Origin of the sequence: Streptomyces paromomycinus, from assembly GCF_003865155.1 — a bacterium.
GTDB lineage: Bacteria > Actinomycetota > Actinomycetes > Streptomycetales > Streptomycetaceae > Streptomyces > Streptomyces chrestomyceticus.
The window spans coordinates 9,254,900-9,276,454 of the sequence record NZ_BHZD01000001.1 but is presented as its reverse complement, the minus strand read 5'-3'; the positions used below and the strand labels follow the sequence as shown (position 1 = coordinate 9,276,454).

The 21,555-nt window shown below is 72.5% G+C and carries 14 protein-coding genes; 4 read left to right on the top strand and 10 right to left on the bottom strand.

What is annotated here, in order from left to right:
- Position 1: 1 nt before the first annotated feature.
- From OEIGOIKO_RS39380 to OEIGOIKO_RS39350, 7 genes are all read right to left on the bottom strand, one after another.
- Positions 2-3,721: a nitrate reductase subunit alpha gene (locus tag OEIGOIKO_RS39380; RefSeq protein ID WP_125058068.1), complete on the bottom strand. Its 3,720-nt coding sequence runs from the start codon at positions 3,719-3,721 to the stop codon at positions 2-4.
- 124 nt (positions 3,722-3,845) lie between these two features.
- Complete coding sequence (gene hemG / locus OEIGOIKO_RS39375; protein ID WP_125058067.1) at positions 3,846-5,372, bottom strand: protoporphyrinogen oxidase; 1,527 nt, start codon at positions 5,370-5,372, stop codon at positions 3,846-3,848.
- Positions 5,373-5,452: 80 nt separating this feature from the next.
- Positions 5,453-6,700, bottom strand: coding sequence for an MFS transporter (locus tag OEIGOIKO_RS39370; protein ID WP_125058066.1), 1,248 nt, complete (start codon positions 6,698-6,700; stop codon positions 5,453-5,455).
- 170 nt (positions 6,701-6,870) lie between these two features.
- A complete protein-coding gene (narI, locus tag OEIGOIKO_RS39365) occupies positions 6,871-7,653 on the bottom strand; it encodes a respiratory nitrate reductase subunit gamma (RefSeq protein WP_125058065.1) in 783 nt (260 codons plus the stop codon).
- The gene (narJ, locus tag OEIGOIKO_RS39360) at positions 7,650-8,411 is read right to left on the bottom strand and encodes a nitrate reductase molybdenum cofactor assembly chaperone (RefSeq protein ID WP_125058064.1); all 762 of its coding nucleotides are present in this window, start codon (positions 8,409-8,411) and stop codon (positions 7,650-7,652) included. Before narJ ends, narI begins: the two co-directional genes overlap by 4 nt.
- Positions 8,408-9,952, bottom strand: a complete 1,545-nt coding sequence (gene narH, locus OEIGOIKO_RS39355) for a nitrate reductase subunit beta (protein WP_170251983.1) — start codon at positions 9,950-9,952, stop codon at positions 8,408-8,410. Before narH ends, narJ begins: the two co-directional genes overlap by 4 nt.
- A 1-nt stretch (position 9,953) precedes the next feature.
- Positions 9,954-13,649 carry a nitrate reductase subunit alpha gene (locus tag OEIGOIKO_RS39350; protein WP_125058062.1) on the bottom strand — a complete coding sequence of 1,232 codons (3,696 nt, stop codon included), beginning with the start codon at positions 13,647-13,649 and terminating at the stop codon, positions 9,954-9,956.
- 227 nt (positions 13,650-13,876) lie between these two features.
- Between OEIGOIKO_RS39350 and OEIGOIKO_RS39345 the strand changes: the two genes are divergently transcribed.
- Positions 13,877-15,118, top strand: coding sequence for a TIGR04053 family radical SAM/SPASM domain-containing protein (locus tag OEIGOIKO_RS39345; RefSeq protein WP_170251982.1), 1,242 nt, complete (start codon positions 13,877-13,879; stop codon positions 15,116-15,118).
- On the opposite strand, the gene OEIGOIKO_RS39340 is transcribed toward OEIGOIKO_RS39345, so the two are convergent.
- On the bottom strand, positions 15,103-15,342 hold the full coding sequence (locus OEIGOIKO_RS39340) for a hypothetical protein (RefSeq protein ID WP_218040037.1): 240 nt from the start codon (positions 15,340-15,342) through the stop codon (positions 15,103-15,105). The genes OEIGOIKO_RS39345 and OEIGOIKO_RS39340 overlap by 16 nt on opposite strands.
- 10 nt (positions 15,343-15,352) lie before the next feature.
- On the opposite strand from OEIGOIKO_RS39340, the gene OEIGOIKO_RS39335 reads away from it, so the two are divergent.
- Complete coding sequence (locus OEIGOIKO_RS39335) at positions 15,353-16,480, top strand: acetylxylan esterase (protein WP_246177871.1); 1,128 nt, start codon at positions 15,353-15,355, stop codon at positions 16,478-16,480.
- Here the strand turns inward: OEIGOIKO_RS39335 and OEIGOIKO_RS39330 are convergent.
- Entirely contained in the window at positions 16,398-17,318 is a 921-nt protein-coding gene (locus OEIGOIKO_RS39330) for a helix-turn-helix transcriptional regulator (RefSeq protein ID WP_125058060.1), read from the bottom strand. The genes OEIGOIKO_RS39335 and OEIGOIKO_RS39330 overlap by 83 nt on opposite strands.
- A gap of 155 nt (positions 17,319-17,473) precedes the next feature.
- Here OEIGOIKO_RS39330 and OEIGOIKO_RS39325 point away from each other — a divergent pair, with 155 nt between their 5' ends.
- Positions 17,474-18,427: an aldo/keto reductase gene (locus OEIGOIKO_RS39325; protein ID WP_125058059.1), complete on the top strand. Its 954-nt coding sequence runs from the start codon at positions 17,474-17,476 to the stop codon at positions 18,425-18,427.
- 323 nt (positions 18,428-18,750) lie between these two features.
- Positions 18,751-19,842: a serine hydrolase domain-containing protein gene (locus tag OEIGOIKO_RS39320; RefSeq protein WP_246177869.1), complete on the top strand. Its 1,092-nt coding sequence runs from the start codon at positions 18,751-18,753 to the stop codon at positions 19,840-19,842.
- A gap of 31 nt (positions 19,843-19,873) precedes the next feature.
- Here the strand turns inward: OEIGOIKO_RS39320 and OEIGOIKO_RS39315 are convergent, their stop codons facing one another.
- Positions 19,874-21,493 (bottom strand): PucR family transcriptional regulator, encoded by a 1,620-nt coding sequence (locus OEIGOIKO_RS39315; RefSeq protein WP_125058057.1) that lies wholly within the window; start codon positions 21,491-21,493, stop codon positions 19,874-19,876.
- Between the last annotated feature and the right edge of the window lie 62 nt (positions 21,494-21,555).

The window sequence follows — 21,555 nt, the reverse complement described above, 5'->3', positions numbered from 1 at the left end:
GTCAGTACGTCACCTCCTGGGAGCGGCGGCGGATGACGGTGACCTCGTCGCGCTGGTTGCCGGTGGGGCCGAGGTAGTTGAAGGCGAAGGACAGCTGGGCGTAGCCGCCGATGAGGTGGCTGGGCTTGATCAGCAGCCGGGTCAGGGAGTTGTGGATGCCGCCGCGGCGGCCGGTGGTCTCGGTGCGGGGGACGTCGATGAGCCGGTCCTGGGCGTGGTGCATGTAGACGGTGCCCTCCGGCATCCGGTGGGAGACGACCGCGCGGGCGACGACGACTCCGTTGCGGTTGACCGCCTCGATCCAGTCGTTGTCCGCGACGCCGATCTTCGCGGCGTCCTCCTGGCTCATCCACACCGTCGGCCCGCCGCGCGAGAGGGAGAGCATGAACAGGTTGTCCTGGTACTCCGAGTGGATGGACCACTTGTTGTGCGGGGTCAAGTACCGGACGGTGACGCCCAGTTCGCCAGTCGCGCCGACCTCAGGCTCGCCGAAGAGGGCGGCCATGTCCAGCGGCGGCCGGTAGACCGGCAGTCCCTCGCCCAGCTCCGCGATCCAGTCGTGGTCGAGGAAGAAGTGCTGCCGCCCCGTGAGGGTGTGCCAGGGCTTGAGGCGTTCGGTGTTGATGGTGAACGGCGCGTAGCGGCGTCCGCCGGCCTCCGAGCCGGACCACTCGGGAGAGGTGATGACGGGGACCGGCCGGGCCTGGGTGTCGGCGAAGGTGATCTGCTTGCCCTCGTGTTCGGCCGCCAGGTCCGCCAGCCGGGTGCCGGTACGGGCTTCGAGGGTACGGAAGCCCTGGGCGGCCAGGTGGCCGTTGGTGGTGCCCGACAGGGCGAGGATCGCCTCGCACGCCTGGACGTCGCGGGCGAGGGCGGGCCGCCCGTCGGCCACTCCCCCGCGTACGGTGCCGTTCTGGTGCCGCAGGTACTCCAGCTCGCGGCCGACGTCGAAGGTGACGCCCTTGGTGGTGGCGCCCAGCGTGTCCAGCAGCGGGCCCAGGGCGGCCATCTTCTCGGCGACGGCGGCGTAGTCGCGTTCGACGGTGACCAGCTTGGGCATGGTCCGGCCGGGGACGGGCGCGCACTGCCCGTCCTTCCAGTCCGTCACGCGGCCGTGCGGGGTGGCCATGGCATCGGGCGTGTCGTGGAGCAGCGGGGCGGCCACCACGTCGGTGACGGTGCCGAGGTGATCGGCGGCCAGGCGGCTGAAGGCCCGGGCGAGGGTGTGGAAGGTGTCGAAGTCGGTGCGGGTCTGCCAGGGCGGGGCGATGGCCGGGCTGAACGCGTGCACGTACGGGTGCATGTCGGTGGTGTTGAGGTCGTGCTTCTCGTACCAGGTGGCGGCCGGCAGCACCACGTCGGAGTAGAGGGTGGTGCTGGTCATCCGGAAGTCCATGGACAGCAGCAGGTCGAGCTTCCCGGTGGGGGCCTGCTCGCGCCAGGTCACGTCGCGGGGACGGGCGCCCTCGGGGGCTTCGGCGGCGCGGACGGCGGAGTCGGTGCCCAGCAGGTGCTTGAGGAAGTACTCGTTGCCCTTGGCGGAGGAGCCCAGCAGATTGGCGCGCCACACCGTGAGCACCCTGGGGAAGTTCTCCGGCGCGTCGGGGTCCTCGCACGCGAACCGCAGCCGCCCGGCCCGCAGTTCGTCCACCACGTACGGGCCCACCTCCTTCCCGGCGGCCTCGGCGTCGGCGGCGAGGGTGAGCGGGTTGCGGTCGAAGGTGGGGTAGGAGGGCATCCAGCCCAGGCGGGCGGACTGCGCGATGACGTCGGCCGTGGTCCGGCCGGCGAAGGTGCCGCCGGCGGAGGCGGCGGCGAGGGTGTCGGCGCTGAAGGGGTCGTAGCGGAACTGGTCGGTGTGCAGGTACCAGTAGGCGGTCTGGATCATCTGCCGGGCGGGCCGGTTCCAGTCGGCGGCGGTGGCCAGGACGGAGTAGCCGGTGATCGGCCGGACCTTCTCCTGGCCGACGTAGTGGGCCCAGCCGCCGCCGTTGACGCCCTGGCAGCCGGTGAGGGTGGTCAGGGTCAGGAAGGCGCGGTAGACGGTGTCGGAGTGGAACCAGTGGTTGGCCCCGGCGCCCATGATGATCATGGAGCGGCCGCCGGACTCCTCGGCGTTGGCGGCGAACTCCCGGGCGATCCGGGCCGCCTGCTCCGCCACCACACCGGTGATCGGCTCCTGCCAGGCGGGGGTGTACGGCTCCGCCGGGTCGTCGTAGCCCGCCGGCCACCGGCCGGGCAGTCCCTCGCGGGCCACCCCGTACTGGGCCAGCAGCAGGTCGTAGACGGTGGTGACGGTCTTCCCGGCGACCTGCCGGACGGGTACGCCGCGCAGCAGCCGCCCGGCCTTTCCGTCGGGGGCGTCGAAGCGGGGCAGTTCCACCCGTACGGGCGCCTCTCCCCCGCCGGCGGCCGTCAGCAGCGGGTCGGTGTCGCCGAGGTCGAGGTTCCAGCGGCCGGCGTCCGACGCGCCGTAGCGGTGGCCGAGCGTGCCGTTCGGCACCACCGGGCGGCCCGTGACGGCGTCCAGCAGTACCGTCTTGAACTGCGCGTTCTCCACCGCGCCCGCCTCGTGCGGCTCGCCGCCGAGGTCGGCGGCGGTCAGGAACTTGCCCGGCGTGTACCGGCCGGGCTCCGACTCGTCCAGGACGACCAGGAACGGCAGATCGGTGTAGCGCTTCACGTACGCGAGGAAAGGTTTTGTCTCCCGGTCGACGAAGAACTCCTTCAGCACGACGTGCCCCATGGCCATGGCCAGGGCGCCGTCGGTGCCCGGCTGGGCGGCCAGCCACTCGTCGGCGAACTTCACGTTGTCCGCGTAGTCCGGGGCCACCGCGACGACCTTCTGGCCCCGGTAGCGCGCCTCGGCCATCCAGTGCGCGTCGGGCGTGCGGGTCACCGGCAGGTTGGAGCCCCACATGATCAGGTAACCGGCGTCCCACCAGTCGCCGGACTCGGGGACGTCCGTCTGGTCGCCGAAGACCTGCGGCGAGGCGACGGGCAGGTCGGCGTACCAGTCGTAGAACGACAGCATCACCCCGCCGAGCAGCGAGTAGAACCGCGCCCCGGCCGCGTGCGAGACCATCGACATGGCCGGGATGGGCGAGAAACCCGCCAGCCGGTCCGGTCCGTACTCCTTGACGGTGTGCACATGCGCGGCGGCGACCAGCTCCGCCGCCTCCTCCCAGCTCGCCCGCAGCAGTCCGCCCTTGCCGCGCGCCGCCTTGTAGCGGCGGGCGCGCTCGGGGTCGGAGACGAGGTCCGCCCAGGCCGCGACCGGATCACCCAGGCGGGCCTTCGCCTCCCGGTACATCTGGAGCAGCACGCCGCGTACGTACGGGTAGCGGACGCGGGTCGGCGAGTAGGTGTACCAGGAGAACGCCGCGCCGCGCGGGCAGCCGCGTGGCTCGTACTCCGGGCGGTCGGGGCCCACCGACGGGTAGTCGGTCTGCTGCGCCTCCCAGGTGATGATGCCGTCCTTGACGTACACCTTCCACGAGCAGGAACCGGTGCAGTTCACGCCGTGCGTGGAGCGCACCACCTTGTCGTGCGACCAGCGGTCCCGGTAGAAGGCGTCCGCCGCGCGCCCGCCGATCCGGTACAGCGTGCGCTTGTCGTCCGACACCTGGGCACGGGTGAAGAAGCGGCGGCTGCCGACCAGCACCTCGGCCAGCGGGCCGTCCAGGCCCGTGCGTTGCTCCGGATGGGGTCCGGTACTCACCGCGCCACTCCGCTTCCGGGCACGCCTGCCCGTTCGAATCGCGATCGGTTCGCCGCTAGCGGCTACACGGTCACTTTCCACGGAAAGCGGGGGCACCGCACCATGAGTGCTGCGCCAGTTTTCCTCACCCCTGGCGGCGGGCGTCGAGCGACGCCGTGATCACCTCGGCCGCCCGCCCGGCACCCTCGACGCAACTGGTGATGCCGACGCCGTCGTACGCGGCCCCGCACACCGCCAGTGTGCCGAGCCGTCCGAGGTACTCCCGCACGCGGGCGATCCGGACGGTGTGGCCGACGGTGTACTGCGGCAGGCCGGTGGCCCAGCGGGTGACGGCGGTGTCGTACGGAACGGCCGTCAGGCCGGTCGCGGCGGACAGCTCGGTGCGCGAACGGGCCACCAGTTCCTTGTCGTCGAGGCGCAGGGCGGTGTCTTCCCCGTGCCGGCCGACCGACGTGCGCACCACGACCTTGCCGGGCGCGCACCGGCCCGGCCACGCCCATTTGCCGGTCAGGAACGTGGCCGCCTTGATGAGGCGCCCGTCCACCGGCGGGACCAGGAAGCCGCTGCCCGGCAGGCCGCCCGGCAGGTCGGCGCGGTCGAAGACCAGGGTGACCAGGGCCATGTCCGCGTACTCGACGACGCGCAGCGCGGCGGCCGCGGCCGGCACCTCGTCGGCCAGCAGCCGGGCGGCGGCGGGCGCGGGTACGGCGAGTACCACGGCGTCCGCTTCGAGCCGCTGTTCACCGCCTGCGCCCCGTACCGTCAGCCGCCACCCGTGTCCGGTACGGCGCAGCGTGCGGGCCGCGGTGGCGGTACGGATGTCCACGCCCGCGGCCCGGCACGCCTGGGCGACGGCCAGGGGCAGTCGGCCCAGTCCGCCCCGTACGCTCCGGAACGGGGGCACGGCCGCGCCGGGCCTCGGCGCCTCGGGCTCCGGCGCGCCGGGCGCCGGTGTCCGCATCCGGCGGATGCCTTCGAGCAGGGACCGCTCCTCGCGGGCGACGGAAAGCAGCTGCGGCAGGGCGGCGCGCAGGGAGATGCCGTCGGCGTGCCCGGCGTACACACCACCGAGGAGGGGTTCGACGAGCCGGTCGACCACTTCCTGCCCCAGCCGGGCGGCCACGTACCGGCCGACGGCGATGTCGTCGCCCACGTCCGTACGCGGGAGCGTCAGGTCCTGGCGGGCGCGCGCGAGGCCGTCGGCGGACAGCACGCCGCAAGCGGCCAGGGAGTCGAGGTCGGCGGGTATGCCCATCAGGTGGCCCCGGGGCAGGGGGCGGAGCGCGCAGCGGGTCCACAGTGCGGCCTCCGCCGTGGCCGGAGGCTCCAGTTCCTCCCCCAGCCCGACCTCCCGGGCCAGTTCCACGGCGGACGGCTGCCGCGCGAACAACGCCTCGGCCCCCAGGTCCACGGGTACGCCGCCGACCTCCCCGCACAGGAGCTTGCCGCCGAGCCGCCCGGCGGACTCCAGCAGCGTCACCCGGGCCCCGGAACCGCTGCCGCCCGCCGCGCCGCTGAGGCGGGCGGCAGCGGTCAGCCCGGCGATGCCGCCGCCCACGACCACGACGTGCGGCCGCTGCTCCCCCGGCTCTGGAAGGGTGGGCGCGGGCAGGGAGGAAGAGCCGGGGTGCGGGGTGGTGGTTGCGTTCATCGGGCTGCGCTGCCTTTCTGCGGGCGCCTCAGGGGTGCCCTTCTTCGGACCTGCTGAGATTCACCGGGCCGCTTGCGCCATCACGGTGACGTGCCCCCGGAAGCGGCGGCCCGCCGGACCCGGGTGACGGTGAAGGCCAGGGCGGCGGCCGAGACCAGGGCCAGGAGGATCAGGCCGAGGGCGTAGCTCCCCGTGGCGCTGAAGATCACGCCCATGACGATCGGGGGGACGAAGCCGCCCAGTCCACCCGCCGCACCGACCACGCCGGTGACCGAGCCGACCTTGTTCGCCGGGGCCAGCAGGGCCACCAGCGCGAAGGTGGCGCCGCTGCCCGCGCCGAGCGCGGCGGCCATGGCCAGGAAGGCGACGGTGCCCAGCGGGGCGAGTGGCGGGGTGGCCGACTGGACGGCGGCGCCCACCACGACGACCGCCAGGGACGCGGCGAGCACGCGGACCGAGCCCAGCTTGTCCGACAGCCAGCCGCCGACCGGGCGCATGGCCACCGCCAGCAGGACGAAGCCGGCCATCCGGTTGGCGGCGTCGGCCTGACCGAGTCCGTAACCGGTCTTCAGGTAGGTCGGCAGATAGACCGAGAAGGCGACGTAGCCGCCGAACGCCACGGCGTACAGGGCGGATGCCTGCCAGGTGACGGCCAGGCGGGCGGTGTCGGCGAGTCGGCGGGCCAGCGGCTCGGTCGGTACGGTACGGCCGGGCGCGTCCCGCAGCAGTACGGCCGCCAGCACCGCGTAGACGGCGAGCGCCGCCGCGGTGATCAGGAACGGGTTGGCCATGCCGTGCGCGTCGACCAGCTTGACGGTGGTCAGTGCGCTGATGGCGGTGCCGCCCATGCCCGCGCCGAAGACACCGATCGCCGTCCCGCGCCGTTCCGGCGGGAACCAGCGGTTGACGAACGGCACGCCGACGGCGAAGGCCGTGCCCCCGATGCCCAGGAAGAACCCGCCGATCAGCAGCGCGATCAGCGAGGAGTGACCGAACAGGCCCAGATAGAGCACCGGCACGATCGTCGCGGCTGACACCAGGGGGAACATCGCCCGGCCGCCGAAGCGGTCGGTCAGCGCGCCCACCGGGACGCGTCCCAGCGAGCCCACCACGACGGGCACCGCCACCAGCAAGGACTGCTCGAACGAGCTGAGGGCCAGGGTCTCCTTGAAGCGCGGGCCCAGCGGGCTGAGCAGCGCCCACGCCCAGAAGTTGACGGCGAAGCCCAGCGTGGCCAGCGTGAGCATCGTCCACGGCCGGCCGGCCGGGGAGGTGTGGCCCGCCGCCCTCGCTGACGTGCTGCCGGTGGTGTCCTCATGCGGGCGCATGGTGTGCCTCTCGGTCGTGTCGTTCCGCGAGCCGACCGGTGCGGGACCCGGGGTCCCGGCACCGCCCTGCGGCTCCCGTCGTTCAGCTTCATCGAACCCGCCCGTCAGGAGACGGGCCATTTTTCGCCGCGTTCCTCGGGAGCGGCGCCCGGGGTGTACGGCGGCCGGCTTCACCGGGACGCCTTGGCTCCGGCCGGGCCGCGCCGGGCAGGGGCGGCCGGGGACCGGTCGTACGCCGGAGCGGCCTGCTTGCGCCGGTAGACCAGGTACGGGCGGCGCAGGTATCCGACGGGCGCGCTCCACACGTGGACGAGCCGGGTGAAGGGCCAGGCCGCGAACAGCAGGCACGCGGTCAGGGCGTGCAGCTGGAACAACAGGGGTGCGCCGGAGATCGCCCCAGGCTGCGGCTGCAGCAGGAACAGTCCGCGGAACCAGACCGAGACGGTGGAGCGGTAGTCGTACCCGCCTCCGGCGATGTTGTGGACGACGGTGGCGGCGATGCCCAGTACCACGGTGACGGCCAGCAGCGGGAAGAGCACCTTGTCGCTGGAGCTGGTCCGGGTGCGGATGCGCGGGGCGAGCAGACGGCGGGCGCTGAGCATGCCCAGGCCCACGACCATGGCCGCACCGGCCACGGAGCCGAGGGCCACCGCCACGGTGTGGTAGGTGTGCTCGCCGATGCCCACCGCCTCCGTCCAGGACGCGGGCACGGCCAGGCCCACGACATGACCGGCGATCACGGCGAACGCGCCGAGGTGGAACAGCGGACTGCCCCAGCGCAGCCAGCGGTGCTCCAGCAGTTGGCTGGTGCGGCTGGTCCAGCCGAACTGGTCCTTGCGGAAGCGCCAGACGTGTCCGACGACGAAGACGGCCAGGCAGATGTAGGGGACGGCGACCCACAGCAGCAGGTCGGTGCCGTTCATCGCGGTGAGGGGACTGCTGGCGGCGCTCATCGGCGGGGCTCCGATCCCATGGGGCCGGTCAGAGGGGGCATCAGCGTCGGCCGGGCCGGTGCGGGCGGTACGAAGGTGCCGGGCGGGGCGAAGCCGGTGCCGCTGTACGGGTCGAGGCCGACGTCCTCGGCGGGCGGCCCTTCGGCGGCCAGCTTCGCCACCGCCGCCAGCTCCGCGTCGCCGGCCGGCGGCAGCAGGGACAGCAGCGCCGTCAGCAGCCCGGCGTAAGGGGATTGCACGTCGGACAGGGCGTGGTGGATGAGTTCCAGGCCGCGCCGGTGGCGGCGCAGCGGCGCTTCTCCGGCGCGTGGGCCGGCCAGCGCGGCGAATTCCAGGACGACTGGCAGGTGGTCGGGGAGTTCGCCGCTGTCGGCGCTCCACCCGGCGGCCCGGTAGGTCTGGGCGAGGGTGAGCAAGGCCATGCCTCGTCGGCGGGTGTCGCCGTGCAGGTAGTAGGTGAGGTAGAGGCTGCTCTTGCGGCGCAGGTCGAAGATTTCTACGTAGTGGCTCTCCAGTGCGTCGGCGGGCTGGGCCGCGAACCAGGCGGTGAAGGCGGCCAGCTCGTCGGCGGCGGGCGAGGGCGGCAGTGCGTTCACGGCCGCGGCCAGCGCGGGCCGCTCAGCGGTCAGTTCGGCGTCCGGGTACTGCAACAGGAGTGACAGCAGCCGCAGCAGGAGCGCGCGCTGAGCGGTCTCTTCGGGGCCAAGGCGGGCTGCTCGCCCGGCTGCCGGGCGGATGCGCGTACGCAGGGTGCTCATGCGGTGTCTACCGCGAGGCTGTCGGTGGTGGTGCGTCGCCGCAGGGCGGGGATGCCGAGCATGACTTTGCGGTCGGTGCCGGACGGGGCGCCGGCGCTCTCTACAGGGCAGCGGTCCTCCATCGCGCTGAGCGCGGCGGCGTCCTCCCGGTGGGCGGCCGGGACCACGTACCGGTCGGCGTACTTGGCGACGGCCAGCAGCCGGTGCAGATCCTCGGCCTGCGCGGAGGTGAGACCGACGGCCTTGAGGGCGCTTTCGTCGCCCTGCTCACCGAGGGTGCGCTGCCGCATGTGGCTGCGCAGCGCGGTCAGTTTCATCAGCACCCCGGCGACGACGTCGGTGTCTCCGGCGGCGAAGAGGTTGGCCAGGTAGTCCAGCGGGATGCGCAGCCGGGTGACGGCGGCGAAGACGTGGTCGGGATCCTCCGCGTTGCCGCCCGCCTCGCCGACCGCGTCCAGGACCGGGGACAGCGGCGGCACGTACCAGACCATGGGCAGCGTGCGGTACTCCGGATGCAGCGGCAGGGCCACCTTGTACTCGCTGATCAGGGCGCGTACGGGTGAGCGGCGGGCAGCGTCGATCCAGTCCTCGGGAATGCCGGACTTCCGGGCGTCGGCGCGGACTTCGGGGTCGGCGGGGTCGAGGAAGACGTTCCGCTGGGCGTCCAGCAGATCCTGCTCGTCGGCCACGGCAGCGGCCTCGCCCACCCGGTCGGCGTCGTAGAGCACCAGGCCGAGGTAGCGCAGGCGTCCCACGCAGGTCTCGGAGCAGACGGTGGGCTGTCCGGCCTCGATGCGCGGGAAGCAGAAGGTGCACTTCTCGGCCTTGCCGGTGGCGTGGTTGACGTAGACCTTCTTGTACGGGCAGGCGGTGACGCACATCCGCCAGCCGCGGCAGCGGTCCTGGTCGACCAGCACGATGCCGTCCTCGGCCCGCTTGTACATCGCCCCGGACGGGCAGGCGGAGACGCAGGCCGGGTTGAGGCAGTGCTCGCACAGCCGCGGCAGGTGGAACAGGAAGGTCTGCTCGAACTCGAACTTCACCTTCTCGGCCAGGTCCCCGCTCAGGTTGGGGTCGCCGGCCGCCGTCTCGGCCGCGCCGCCCAGGCCGTCCTCCCAGTTGGCGCCCCAGGTGATGGAGGTCGGCTTCCCGGTGAGCACCGAGCGGGGGCGGGCGACAGGCACGTCCTGGCCTGCCGGGGCGCTGACGAGGTTGTCGTAGTCGTAGGTGACCGGCTCGTAATAGTCCTCGATGGCCGGCAGGTCGGGGTTGGAGAACAGCGAGGCCAGGCGCTTGAGGCGGCCGCCGGAGCGCAGCACCAGGCGCCCGCGCCGGTCCAGCTCCCAGCCGCCCTTCCACTGTTCCTGGTCCTCGTAGCGGCGCGGGTAGCCGACGCCGGGCTTGGTCTCGACGTTGTTGAACCAGGCGTACTCCACGCCGGTGCGGTTGGTCCAGGTCTGTTTGCAGGTGACGGAGCAGGTGTGGCAGCCGATGCACTTGTCGAGGTTCATCACCATCGCCACTTGGGCCATGACACGCATGTCAGTACTCCACATCCTGGCCGCGGCGGCGGATGACGGTGACCTCGTCGCGCTGGTTGCCGGTGGGGCCGTAGTAGTTGAAGGCGTAGGTGAACTGGGCGTAGCCGCCGGCCAGGTGCGTCGGCTTGAGCAGCAGCCGGGTCAAGGAGTTGTGCATGCCGCCGCGCTTGCCGCTGACCTCCGTCTTCGGCACGTTCACCGTGCGGTCCTTGGCGTGGTACATGTACACCGTGCCCTCGGGCATCCGGTGGGTGACCACGGCGCGGGCCGCCACGACGCCGTTGCGGTTGTACGCCTCGATCCACTCGTTGTCCTTGACGCCGATCTTCTCGGCGTCGGCGGTGCTCATCCAGATCACCGGACCGCCCCGGGACAGGGCGAGCATGTAGGCGTTGTCCTGGTACTCGGAGTGGATGGACCACTTGGAGTGCGGGGTGAGGTAGCGGACCGTCACCTCGGCCCGGCCGTCCTCGCCCAGGTGCTCGTCGCCGTAGTGCCGGGCGGTGTTCAACGGAGGCCGGTAGACCGGCAGTTGCTCCCCCAGCTCGGTCATCCAGTCATGGTCGACGAAGAAGTGCTGGCGGCCGGTGAGGGTGTGCCAGGGCTTGCGGTGCTCGACGTTGATGACGAACGGGGAGTAGCGGCGCCCGCCGGTCTCGCTGCCGGACCACTCGTAGGACGTGATCACCGAGCGGGGCTGGACGCGGGTGTCGGCGAAGGTGATGCGTTCCGCCTCCCGCTCGGCGGACAGGTGCGCCAGCTCCGTGCCGGTCCGTTCCTCCAGCGCCTTGAAGCCCTCGGTGGCCAGCCGTCCGTTGGTGGTGCCGGACAGCGCGAGGATCGCCTCGCACATGTCTGTGGCGGTGGCCAGGGACGGCCGTCCGTCCGCGACGCCGCCGCGCCGGACGCCGTTGGTCCGCCGCAACCGTTCCAGTTCCTCGTCCGGCCGGACGGTGACGCCCTTCGTGGTGGTCCCGAGCCGGTCCAGGAGCGGGCCGACGGCACGCATCTTGTCCGCCACCGCCGCGTAGTCCCGCTCTACGGTCACCAGCTTGGGCATGGTGCGCCCGGGGACCGGCGCGCACTCGCCGGCCTTCCAGTCGGCGACGATGCCGCCGGGCTGGGCCAGTTCGTCGGGGGTGTCGTGCTGGAGGGGCACGGCCAGGACGTCGGTACGGGTGCCGAGGTGCTCCTTCGCCAGTTCGCTGAAGCGGTCGGCGATGGTCAGGAAAGTGTCGTAGTCGGTCCGTGCCTGCCAGGGCGGCGCGATGGCCGGGGTGAAGGCGTGCACGAAGGGGTGCATGTCGGTGCTGGACAGGTCGTCCTTCTCGTACCAGGTGGCGGCCGGCAGCACGACGTCGGAGAACAGTCCGGTGGAAGTCATCCGGAAATCCATGCTGACCAGCAGGTCGAGCTTGCCCTCGGGCGCCTCCTCGTGCCAGACGACGTCCCGTGGCCGCTTGCCCGGCGGCGTCTCCTCGGACCGGACCGCCGCGTCCGTCCCGAGCAGGTGCCGCAGGAAGTACTCGTTGCCCTTGCCGGAGGAGCCCAGCAGGTTGGCCCGCCACACGGTCAGTACGCGCGGGAAGTTGGCCGGGTCGTCCGGGTCCTCGGCGGCGAAGCGCAGGGTGCCGGACGTCAGCCCCTCGACGATGTGCTCGGCCACCGGACGGCCCGCGGCGGCCGCCTCGTCGGCCAGGTCCAGCGGGTTGCGGTCGAAGCCGGGGTGGCCGGGGGTCCAGCCCATGCGGACGGCCTGGGCCAGACAGTCGGCGGTGGCGCGCCCGGCGAACCGCCCTTCGCCCAGCGGGGAGGCCAGCTCGTCCGGGCCGAAGGCCTCGTAACGCCACTGGTCGGTGGCCAGGTACCAGTAGGACGTACCGGCCATGTGGCGGGTGGGCCGCTGCCAGTCGAAGGCGAATGCGAGGTGTTGCAGTCCGGTGACGGGGCGGACCTTCTCCTGGCCGACGTAGTGGGCCCAGCCGCCGCCGTTGACGCCCTGGCAGCCCGTCATGGTGGTCAGGGCCAGGAAGGCGCGGTAGATGGTGTCGGAGTGGAACCAGTGGTTGGTACCGGCGCCCATGGCGATCATGGAGCGGCCTTCGGTGCGTTCGGCGTTGCGGGCGAACTCCCGGGCGATACGGGCCGCCTGGGCCGCGGGGACCGAGGTGACGGTCTCCTGCCAGGCAGGCGTGTACGGCTGGGAGGCGTCGTCGTACGAGGCCGGCCACGTACCCGGCAGTCCCGGGCGGTGCACCCCGTACTGCGCCAGCATCAGGTCGAAGACGGTGGTCACCCGCCGGCCGCCGACCGTACGGACCGGGACGCCGCGCACCATCACGGCGCCGCCTTCGGTGGCGCCTTCGTCGAAGCGCGGCAGCGCCACGGCGGCTGTCGACCCGCCCTCTTCCAGCAGGGTCAACTCCGGTTCGGTGTCCCCCAGTTCGAGGTTCCAGCGCCCCTTCCCCGCGTCCCCCCAGCGGAAGCCGAGCGACCCGTTGGGGACCACCGGCTCGCCGCTGCGGCGGTCCACCAGGACGGTCTTGAAGCGCGCGTGCTCGTCGCTCTCCCCGAGGTCGGCGGCGGTCAGGAAGCGGTCCGGCACCAGGTCGCCGTCCCGCTCGCGCAGCGTGACCAGGAACGGGGCGTCGGTGAACCGGCGCAGATAGTCCTCGAAGTAGGGCGTGGCACGGTCGACGAGGAACTCGCGCAGGATGACATGGCCCATCGCCATCGCCAGGGCGCCGTCCGTCCCCGGATGCGGGGCCAGCCACTCGTCGGCGTGCTTGACGTTGTCGGCGTAGTCGGGGCTGACGGCGACGACTTTGGTGCCGTTGTAGCGGGTCTCGGTCAGGAAGTGGGCGTCCGGGGTCCGGGTGACGGGGATGTTGGAACCCCACATGACCAGGTACCCGGCGTTCCACCAGTCGGCGGCCTCCGGGACGTCCGTCTGGTCGCCGAAGACCTGCGGCGAGGCGACGGGCAGGTCCGCGTACCAGTCGTAGAAGGACAGCAGGGTGCCGCCGATCAGCGAGTGGAACCGCGCCCCCGCGGCGAAGGACGCCATCGACATCGCGGGGATGGGCGAGAACCCGGCCACCCGGTCGGGGCCGTAGGTCTTGACGGTGTGCACCTGGGCGGCGGCGACCAGCTCGGCGACCTCGTGCCAGTCGGCGCGCACCAGTCCGCCCTTGCCCCGGGCCTTCTTGTACGCGCGGGCCTTGGCCGGGTCTCCGGTGATCTCCGCCCAGGCGGCCACCGGGTCGCCGAGCCTGCGGCGCGCCTCCCGCCACATCTTCAGCAGCGTGCCGCGTACGTACGGGTAGCGGACCCGGCTGGGCGAGTAGGTGTACCAGGAGAACGACGCGCCGCGCGGGCAGCCCCGCGGCTCGTACTCGGGGCAGTCGGCACCGATCGACGGATAGTCGGTGGCCTGGTGCTCCCAGGTGATGATGCCGTCCTTGACGTAGACCATCCAGGAGCAGGACCCGGTGCAGTTGACGCCGTGGGTGGAGCGGACGACCTTGTCGTGGGCCCAGCGGTCGCGGTAGAAGCCCTCCCACCGCGGGTCCCCCGTGCCGAACACGGCGCGCCCGTCCTCGCTCACCTCGCGGCGGTCGAGCAGCCGCCGGCCGGCCAGCGGCCAGCCGCGTGCGTCATCAGCCGCCGACGGGCCGCTGAGCTTTTTGTTCTCCATGCAACCGAACCTAAAGCGGGCCCGTGCGGGGCACGGTGGGCGAAGCGTCCCGCGCCGCAGGGCCACAGGACCTCGAATGTTTTCGGCCACACGGGACCAACGTCCCTGCTCAGGGGCCGCCCCGCCCCCGGCGGCGGGCGCCTCCCCGGCCGCATGCTGGGGGTGATCACATCGGAGGTACCGCTCATGTACGACCACGCCCGGCGGCCGGCCGCCCGCCCCGTCCCGTGCCCGCCCCGGTGACCGGCGCCCGGCCGGTCCGCCGGCAGCACCAGGCGGTGGCGGACAAGCCGTTCATCGTCATCTGGGAGTCGACCCGCGCCTGTCCGCTGGCCTGCCTGCACTGCCGGGCCACCGCGACGCCCGCCCGTGACCCCCGCGAGCTGGACACAGCGGCCGCCAAGGGGCTGATCGACCAGGTCGCCGCCTTCGGCCGGCCCACTCCCCTGTTCGTCGTCACCGGCGGCGATCCCTTCCAGCGCCCGGATCTGCTGGAACTGATCGTTTACGGCACGCAGGCCGGGGTAAAGGTCGCCGTCTCCCCCTCGGGCACCCCGACCCTGACCACCGCGAACCTCCGCGCTGTGCACGAGGCCGGGGCGGCGGGCCTGTCCCTGAGCCTGGACGGCTCCACCGCCGCACTCCACGACGGCTTCCGCGGCGTCCCCGGCGTCTACCGCTGGACCCTGGACGCCTGGGACACCGCCCGCCGCCTGGGCATGAAGGTCCAGATCAACACCACGGTCGGCCGGCACAACCTGCACGACCTGCCGGAGATCGTGGCGCTGGTCCGCGAGCACGGGGTGATGCTGTGGAGCGCCTTCTTCCTCGTACCGACCGGACGCGGCAGCCAACTGGCCGCGCTCAGCCCGGCGGAGACCGAGGACGTCCTCAACTTCCTCCACGACATCGGACTGTCGGTGCCGGTCAAGACCACCGAAGCCCACCACTTCCGCCGTGTCGCCCTGCAACGCGCGATCCTGGCAGCGAAGGGCGCGGACCACGTCCGGACCCTCCGCCTCGGCCCGCTCTACCGCCGGCTCCGCGAGCGCGCCGAAGAACTGGACCTCTGCACCGGTCCCCGCCGGACCCGCCGCCCGCCCCTGGACGTCAACGCCGGCCGGGGCTTCGTCTTCATCTCCCACACCGGCACCGTGCACCCCAGCGGCTTTCTCCCCCTCGCGGCGGGCAGCGTACGCACCCGCCCGCTGACGGAGATCTACCGCGACTCGGACCTCTTCACCGCCCTGCGCGACGCCGGCCGGCTGCTCGGCCGCTGCGGCCGCTGCGAGTTCCGCCACGTCTGCGGCGGCTCCCGCTCCCGCGCCCACGCCGTCACCGGCGACCCGCACGCCGCGGAACCGTGGTGCGGCTACGAGCCCGGGTCGTTCCCCTACCAGCGGGAAGTGGAGGAGTTGGTGGCCGGCACCGGCCCCGACGGCGTACGGCCGGGTCAGAGCCGGTCGTAGATGCCCGACAGCCGGCGCAGCACCTCCGCCGCCGAGTCGAGGGCCGCCGCGTCGTAGTCGGCGAGCGCGGTGTCCAGTTCGCGGATGGAGAGCGGGCCGCTCTGAGTGAGCACCCGTAGGGCGCGTGCGTGGGTGAGGGAGAGCGCGCCGGGCGTGCGGGTGGCGCGGCCCCGCAGCCGGGCGTCGGCCGCGCCCGACTTCGACACGGTCTTCGCGCTCGTCAAGAGCGGCGCCATGCTCCCCAAGGCCTGGGCGACCGTCGCCGGCCAGGCCGAGCGGCGCGCCGCCCACCACGAGCGGGAGGGCTTCGCGCGCACCGCCGCCGACCTCTACCTGCGCGCCGCGGTGATGTGGGGCCGCGCCCAGTACTCCGTCTTCGACGCGGACGCCCCCCGCACGACGGCCTTCCGCCACCACACCGACCACTGCGTCGACCGCCTCGGCCGCCTGCGCGGGGACCGGGTGCGCCGCGTGGTGCTGGACTTCGAGGTGCAGCACCTCTACGCACTGCTGCACCTGCCGGCCGGGCCGGTGCACGAGCGGGCCATCAGCCGTTACCTCGACCATCTCGCCGGCCTGCCGGAGGTCGACGCCGGGCGTATCGGCAGGTTCGGCATCAGCATGAGCGGCTACTGGGGCCTGCGGGCGGCCGCCGCCGACCCGCGCCTGGCCGCGCCGGCCGCCTTCGAGGGCGTCACCGGCGACTTCGACACGATCTTCGGCCGGGCGCAGCCCACCGTCAAGCGCAACTACATGTACATGTCCGGCTTCCGCGACGAGGAGCGCTTCGACCGGGAGCTGGCCGCGCTGCTGCCGCTGGGCGACCTCGTCACCCGCCTCACCCGGCCGGTGCTGCTCGGCATCGGCGAGTTCGACGAGCTGACGCCGCTGGAGCAGGCGCGGGCCATCTACGAGCGCATCCCGGCCCCCAAGGAGATGCGCGTCTACGAGAACGAGCCCCACCCCCCTGGGCGGGGTCGCCGCCGAGGCCTTCCGCTTCGGCGCCGAGTGGGTCGAACGCGCCCTGAACGGCGAGCTGCGGGAGCCCGGCCGGGACGTACGGCACTACGTACGCCGCGACGGCACCACAGCCGACGGCACCGCCGACCCCGACTGGTGGCTCGGCGCCGCTCCGGCCGTGCTGGGCAGGGTCCGCCAGTCCCAGTAGGACTTTGCCAGGCGCTGTCTGTCCCGCGCGAGACGATGGTCGATGACCAACGGGCACGGGGGCTGCGCGCGGCCGGTCGAGTCCGCGCTCCGGCCTCCGGGCCGCGACGGATCAGAGCGGCCCGGGCCGAGGAGACCGGCGGGTGGGCGGTGCCGCCCGGGACTGCGTGGCCGCCCAACTGGCGAGGAGTTTGAGCCGGCCCTCGGACGCGGTGCCGGGTTCGGCGGTGTAGACGATCAGGTCGTGCACGGCTCGGCCCGGCAGGGGCAGGTCGAGGGACTGGAAGGTCAGTTCCAGGTGGCCGGCGTCGGGGTGCTGGAGCCGTTTGACGCCGTCGTGGCGCATCAGGACGTCGTGCGCGGCCCATCGGCCACGGAACTCCGGGCTGAGGGTGGAGAGTTCGCCGACGAGTTCGCGCAGAGCCCGGTCGCGGGGCTCGCGCCCGGCCTCGGCGCGCAGCAGGGCGGCGGTGGCGACGCCGGCGGCGTCCCAGTCGACGAAGAAGTCACGTGCACCGGGGTCGAGGAAGACATAGCGGGCGATGTTGGGGCGTCCGCGCTTGTCGACAGTGTCGCTGTCGAACATCGGCGCGAGCAGGGCGCGGGCCAAAGGGTTGCCGGCGACGATGTCCGTGCGGCCGTTGCGTACGAACGCCGAGGACATCGTCATGGAATCGAGCAGCCACTGGACCCGGGGCGGTACCTCGACGTCCCTGCGGCGCGACGGCGTTCGGCGCTCGGGCCGCGATGACCGGGCCAGGTCGAACAGGTAGGTGCGTTCGTCGTCGTCCAGTCGCAAGGCACGGGCGACCGCGTCGAGGACGTCTTCGGACACGCCGCCGATGTGGCCCTTCTCCAACCGCGTGTACCACTCCGTGCTCACGCCGGCCAGGACGGCGACCTCCTCGCGCCGCAGTCCGGCGACCCGGCGACGGGCGCTGGTCGGCAGCCCCACCTGTGCCGGGGTGATCCTGGCACGCCGGCCGGCCAGGAAGTCCCGGGTCTCGCCGCGGTTTCCGGGCTGTCGGTCCATACCGTTCATGGTAGCCGCCGGTCACCGGGCGAGAGGGGGGTGAGGTTGTACCCCCGACAGACGCGACCTTCTCCCGTGGCGGCGACCGCGGTCTCCTGGGGTTCGATCGTTGCGACACGATCCCGAGACCCCGAGAACGAACAACGGAGTACGACATGACGAGCAAGGCGCTGACGGTGCCGGCGGTGGCGTTGGGCACCTGGGCCTGGGGAGACAGCGGCGAGGCGGGCGACGGCTACTTCGGCAGTCGGCTGAGCGCGTCCGGCCTGCGAGAGGTCGTCGGGAAGGCGCACTCGAACGGGCTCACCTTGTGGGACACCGCCGTGGCGTACGGCATGGGCCGCTCGGAGACGGCCCTCGCCCAGGCACTGGCGGGCTGTCACCGCGGCGAGTACCAGCTGTCGACGAAGTTCACCCCGCAGCTCGCGGGCGACGGCGACGATCCGGTCGGCGACATGCTGGAGCAGAGCCTGGACCGCATGCGTACGGACTATGTGGATCTCTTCTGGATCCACGATCCTGCCGACGTCGCACGCTGGACGCCGTCTCTGATCCCACTGCTCAGGAGCGGCAAGGTCAAGCAGGTGGGCGTCTCCAACCACAACCTGAAGGAGATCGCTCTCGCCGATCAGATCCTCGGCGAGGCCGGCTTCCGCGTCGAGGCGGTCCAGAACCACTACAGCCTCCTGCACCGGAGCTCCGAGCGCGCGGGCATCCTCGCCCACTGCCGCGAGCACGGCGTGCGGTTCTTCTCCTACATGGTCCTCGAACAAGGAGCGCTGACCGGGAGGTACAGCCCGGCGCATCCGTTGCCGGAGGGGAGCAACCGGGCGACCGTGTACAACGGCATCCTGCCCCGGCTGCAGGAGCTGACGGACCGGATGGGGGCGATCGGCAAGGACCGGGGCGCGTCCGCCGCCGGTGTGGCCATCGCCTGGGCCATCGCCAAGGGGACCACCCCGATCGTCGGGGTCACGAAGGCGGATCACATCGACGGGGTGGTCCGGGCTCGCGGCATCGAGCTCGCCGACGAGGAGGTCGCGGAACTGGAGGCGCTGGCGGACGCCGCGGACGTCGACACGCGCGGCTGGTGGGAGAACGAAATGTAGCAGTGACCGGAACCGAAGAAGGGGCCGCGTCCATTCCGGGCGCGGCCCGCGAAGTCGGCCGTGCGGGGAGAACAGGCCGTGGACCGGCGCCTTCAGCGGCCCTTTGGCCGGACGCACAAAACCTGCGCGCGATCTCTGTACGGCCGTCGCATGCCCCGGACCGGGGCAACGGTAACGCTGTCCGCACGCACATCCAGCAAGTTCCGACGAGTTCCGGCGCGTTCTGACGAACAAGCGACACACGGGGCGGAACCGACCGAGCGCTGCGCGCATCAGTATGACTGAAGGAGACGTTCAACGTTATGCGATACGGAACCAGCGCCGTGGCTTTGGCATGCACCGCCTCTCTGATCACAGCGGCGCCTGCCGCGTCGGCCGCGGCACCGCGGTGCGACACCCGGCCCGTCCAGACCGCGCTGCGGGCGCTGGAAAAGGTCGGCGCCTCGGGAATCAGCGTCACGGTGAAAAGCCCCCGCTGCGGTGTACGGCACGGCGGTGTCGGCCTGGCCGACCTGCGGACGGGCCGTAAGGCCGTCGGCAACGAGCACGGCCGTATTGCCAGCAACACCAAGACCTGGACGGCCACGGTCGTGCTCCAGCTCGTCGGTGAGGGCAAGCTGAAGCTGGACGACACCGTGGACCGGCAGCTGCCCGGCCTGGTCCGCACCGAGCACTACGACGGGCGCAAGATCACGATCCGGCAGCTGCTGCAGCACACCAGCGGCCTGCCCGACTACCTGGAGGCGTGGGACGACCTGGAGGCGCACCGCTGGGAGCACATGGAGCCCCTGGAGACGGTCGAGCAGGCCCTGACGCTGCCCCCGCCCGACGACCGGACCCCCGGCGGCTTCTCCTACTCCAACACCAATTACAACCTGGTCGGCCTGATCGTCGAGAAGGTCACCGGCCGCGACATCGGCACCGAGATCGAGCAGCGGCTCATCGAGCCGCTCGGGCTGCGGCACACCTTCTGGCCCGGCGACCGGACCACGCTGCCCAAGCCGGAGATGCGCGGTTATGTGGACCGGGGCGGGAAACCGGCGGACCGGACGGAATGGAACGTTTCCGGGGCCGACGCGTCGGGGGCGCTGGTGTCCACCAGCGCCGACGCGACCACGTTCTGGACCGCGCTGCTCTCCGGAAAGCTGCTGGCCCCGGCCCAGCTCGCCGAAATGAAGAAGACCGTCGCGGACAGCTTCCCGAGTGAACGCTACGGCCTGGGGGTCGAACGCTACGAAACCGCTCCGGGCTTTGTCACCTGGGGTCACAGCGGCCATATGGAATCCGGCCACAAATTCCGTAACGCCGTCACCGACGACGGCCGGCGGGCCGTGACCCTGCTGATCGGCTCGGAGTCGTTCGACTCGGACAAGGTGGACGCGATCATCGGCAAGCTCATCCACGACCTCCGCTGACCGGGCCCCTCCCCCCGCTCCCCGGCGCGCCTCACGGCGTCCGGGGAGCGTCCGCGTTTCCGGCTCCGGCGGCGCCGCCGAGTCCCGCCAGCGTCCGCAACTGGAGCCACAGCACCAGGCGTTCGTCGGGGTCGTCGAAGTCGATCCCGAGTTGCCGGCCGGCCTGCTTCAGGCGGTAGCGGCAGGTGTTGGGGTGGACCGAGAGCAGCTTCGCCGCGCCCGCCACGTCGCAGCCCGCGTCGAACCAGGACACCAGGGTGCGGGCGTAGTCGGTGCCGTGCCCGGCGTCCGCCGCGAGCACCCGCTGCCAGGCACCCGCCCGCAGCCCCCGCTGTTTGTGCATGACGTCGGAGAGCCGCAGCAGCGTCACCCGGGGCCGCACCTCGTCGACCGTGGCCACCGGCAGGTCGTCGTGCAACAGCCGTAGGACCAGGTCCGCGTCCGCGCGCGAGTCCGCCACGTCGCCGAGGTCCCGTGCCACCTCGCCGAGCGCCGCCCGTACCGGAACGCGCAGCGACCGCCCGGCCCGGCGCACGATGTCCTCCGCCAGTTGCCGGTGCCGCTGGTGGGTGATCTTGTGCTCCTGCGGCGTGCGCGTTCCGGCACTCTCCTTGGTCGCCGGCAACAACGCGTACACCACCCCGTCCAGGAGGACGCACGCGTGCCGCCCGTATCGCGCTTCGCACTGCAGGCGTACGACATCGAGCAGCCTGAGCGAGGTCCGCTCGGCGTCGGGCACGCTCGCCGTGAAGTCCAGCTCGAACGCGGCCACGCGCACCGCGTCCCATCCCAGGCGGTGCGCTGCCGTCGAGGCGTCCGCCGAGCCGTCCAGCAGCCGGCGCAGCAGGTCGGTGTTCTGGTGACGGGCCAGTTCCTGGGCCGCGCGGGCGCGCAGCAGGAGCAGTGCCGCCGTGGACGCGCCCTGGGCCAGGGTCTCCTCGGCGTCCGGGGCGAGGGCGCCGCCGTCGATCACCCAGATCGAGCCGAGGGTCTCGCCGCCGGCCCGCACCGTGACGGCCAGTCGCGGCAGGTCCCCCGGTGTGAGCGAGGGGAGCCACACCGGCCCGTCCGCCGAGAGCACCTTCCTGACCTGCTCGGAGTTGTCCACGCTGCCCGGGACCTGGAGGCCGAGGATGCCTTGGCGGCGGTCCTCGTCGACCGGCTGTCCCGGCACGGTGGAGTAGGCCAGGATCCGTTGGCGCGGGTCCTCCACCGCCGTCGCCCCGCCGGTCGCCGCCGCGATCGCGTCGGCCAGCGCGAACAGGTCCCCGAGGCCGGCGGCGCTGTGCGCCGACCGGGCGCCGATCGCCGACGCCAGCATCAGATGGACGTGGTGCCAGGCCGCGTCCTCGTCGACGGCCAGCAGCGCCATGCCGTGCGCCTCGGCCGCGCCGACCGGCGGCCCGGCCGTGCCCCGCACCACGACGCCGGTCATCCCGGCCTCCGCCGCGGCCCGCATCAGCGGCCCGGCCGCGGCCGCCCGTACGCCGACCGCGAGCAGCAGGGCGCCGGGCGCACGGGGCAGCGGGGCGTGCGCGTCGTACAGCAGCGCCTCGGTGACCGGGGCGGCGAAACCGGCCGGAGCGGTGTGCAGCCGCAGGGGCGGGCTGCCGACGATGTCGATCAGGTCGCCGAGCGTACAGGCGTGCACAGGTGCTCCTCACCGCATGTTCCCGGATCCGGCCAGGCTGCTGCCCGGACAGCCCAGGTTGC